At 71.4% G+C, this 2,142-nt stretch carries 3 protein-coding genes; all 3 read right to left on the bottom strand.

The annotated features are described in order from the left end of the window. Positions 1-380, bottom strand: a 380-nt coding sequence (locus VFL64_RS04260) for an EamA family transporter (protein WP_489539144.1), incomplete at its 3' end; no start/stop codon positions are given. A 58-nt stretch (positions 381-438) separates the two neighbouring features. After that, positions 439-1,194 carry an SDR family NAD(P)-dependent oxidoreductase gene (locus VFL64_RS04255; RefSeq protein ID WP_489539143.1) on the bottom strand — a complete coding sequence of 252 codons (756 nt, stop codon included), beginning with the start codon at positions 1,192-1,194 and terminating at the stop codon, positions 439-441. Further along, on the bottom strand, positions 1,191-2,142 hold a 952-nt coding region (locus tag VFL64_RS04250), incomplete at its 5' end, for a fatty acid desaturase (RefSeq protein WP_489539142.1). The genes VFL64_RS04255 and VFL64_RS04250, both read right to left, overlap by 4 nt.

The following is a 2,142-nucleotide window of genomic DNA, read 5'->3' as shown; positions in this document are numbered from 1 at the left end:
CGGCGCGACAAGCGCTCGCCGAGGAAGATGCGCCCACCCAGCACCGACCACACCGGCGACAGGTAGAACAGCAGCATCACGCGCACCACGTCGCCCAGCACCAGCGCGCTCACGAAGGCGGCGTTGGCCCAGCCGCCGACCAGCGCGAGCAGCAAGAGGTGCCGGCCTTCACCGTGCCACGCGCCACGCTCGCGCAGCAGCCAGGGCAGGCCGAGCGCGCCCACCACGCCGTAGGTGAGCAGCACCAGCACCGGGCCGCCGAGGCCCACCGCCGCAAAGCCCTTCAGCGGCCACCACGACAGGCCCCACAGCGTGGCCGAGAACAGCAGGACCGCGACCGGCCAGGCGGCAGTCGGCGGGCGAGCGATGACGGCGCTCACTGGACCACCCTTCGCGCAGCGCGCTTCGGGATTCGCGCTTGGGAGCGGCCCGGCGCGCTCATGGCATCACCGAGCCGCCGTTCGGCCCCAGCACCTGCCCGCAGTAGAAGCGCGAGGCATCGCTGGCGAGGAAGAGCGCCGTGGCGGCGATCTCGGCCGGCTCGGCGAAGCGCGCTTGCGGGATCGCCATCTCCTTCGCGCGCCACTCGGGGCTCATGAACTCGCTCGACAGCATCTGCGTCTCCACCGGCCCGGGCGCGATGGCGTTGACGCGGATGCCGGGCGCAAACTCGCGCGCCAGCGAGCGCGTCAGTCCGATCACGCCGGCCTTGGCGGCGCAGTAGGGCGCGTACTCGGCGCGGCCGAGCAGGCCGAGGTCGGAGGCGATGTTGATCACCACGCCGCGCCCGCGCGCCACCATGCCCGGCAGCACGGCGCGGCACAGCAGGAAGACCGAGTCGAGGTCGGTCGCCATCATGCGGCGCCAGTCGGCCTCGGTGGTCTGCAGGAAGGGCTTCTCCTGGATGATGCCGGCGCAGTTGACCAGCACGTCGATGGGCCCGAGCGAGGCCTGCGCGGCCTCGACCATCGCGGCCACGGCGGCGCTGTCGGTCACGTCGGCCTCGAAGGCAGTGGCACGGCCGGGCGCGATCTCGCGCACCAGTGCCTCGGCCTCGGCCGGGCGCGCCAGGTGGTTCACCGCCACCGCCGCGCCGGCCTGCGCGAACAGCAGCGCCGTCGCGCGGCCGATGCCGCTGGCCGCGCCGGTGATGAGTGCCGTGCGCCCGGCCAGCGACAGCGCGACGCCCGTCATACCGCGGTGAGGAAGGACACGCCCACCGCACCGACGAACTGGTCGGCCCGACCCGGCACCTCGGGCCCGTCGACGTGGCCGTAGTCGCCCGAGAGCACGCGCGTCACGCGGTGCACGTGAAAGGCGCGCAGCAGCTGGCGCACCGGCACCACCTGCGCGTAGGCCTCGCCGTACAGCTCACGGTGGTAGGCCGGCAGCTTGTGCCAGGCGACCGTGGGCCGGTCGTGGTGGGCGTTGTGGTACCCGAAGTTGAGCCACAGCAGGTTGAGCAGCGGGTTCGACAGGCCCACCACGTTGCTGTAGGTGTTGGCCTGCTCGTAGGCGCGGTCGCGCAGCTTGTCCTTCGGAATGGGCTGGTCGTCGAGCAGCGGGTAGGCGTCGTAGGTGTGCTGGAAGCAATCCGCGAAGCGCAGCACGGTCACGAACACCAGGTAGGCCGCGAAGTACAGCAGCAGCGCCTTGGGCGAGTACCAGCCGAGCAAGGCAAACGCCGCGATGCGCACGGCGGCGATGGCGACGATGCGTCCGCGCCGCTCGCGCTTACGCTCGTCGATGAAGGGCAGCGCGATCACGTAGCCGCGCATCACGAACTCGACAGCGGGCACGTAGGCCCACTCCAGCGCGATCACGCTGTGGCGGAACCACGCCGGCGAGCGCAGCAGGAAAGCCTTGGCGTCGAAGGTGAGCACGTCGGCGCGCTCCACGTGGTGGCGCATGTGCTTGCGCCGCAGGTCGGCAAAGGGCGCGAAGCAGGCCCCGTTGAGCCAGGTCATCAGCGTGCCCCAGCGTGCGTTGGCCTCGGCCGTCTTGAAGATCGCCTGGTGCGCGAACTCGTGGATGAAATAGGCCGACCACACCAGCGTCTGCACCACGAGTACGAAGCCGATGGCGTTGAGCCACCACGCGGGCAGCGTGAGCAGGGCGATGCCGAGCGGCCAGCCGAGCAGG

Origin of the sequence: Rhizobacter sp. (genome assembly GCF_035702065.1) — a bacterium.
Classification (GTDB): Bacteria; Pseudomonadota; Gammaproteobacteria; order Burkholderiales; family Burkholderiaceae_C; genus Rhizobacter.
This window is presented reverse-complemented; position numbering and strand designations above follow the sequence as displayed.

What these genes read in the sequence shown, in the direction of transcription:
- VFL64_RS04255 (WP_489539143.1), bottom strand. Translation starts at nt 1,194, where the DNA reads ATGACGGGCGTCGCGCTGTCGCTGGCCGGGCGCACGGCACTCATCACC.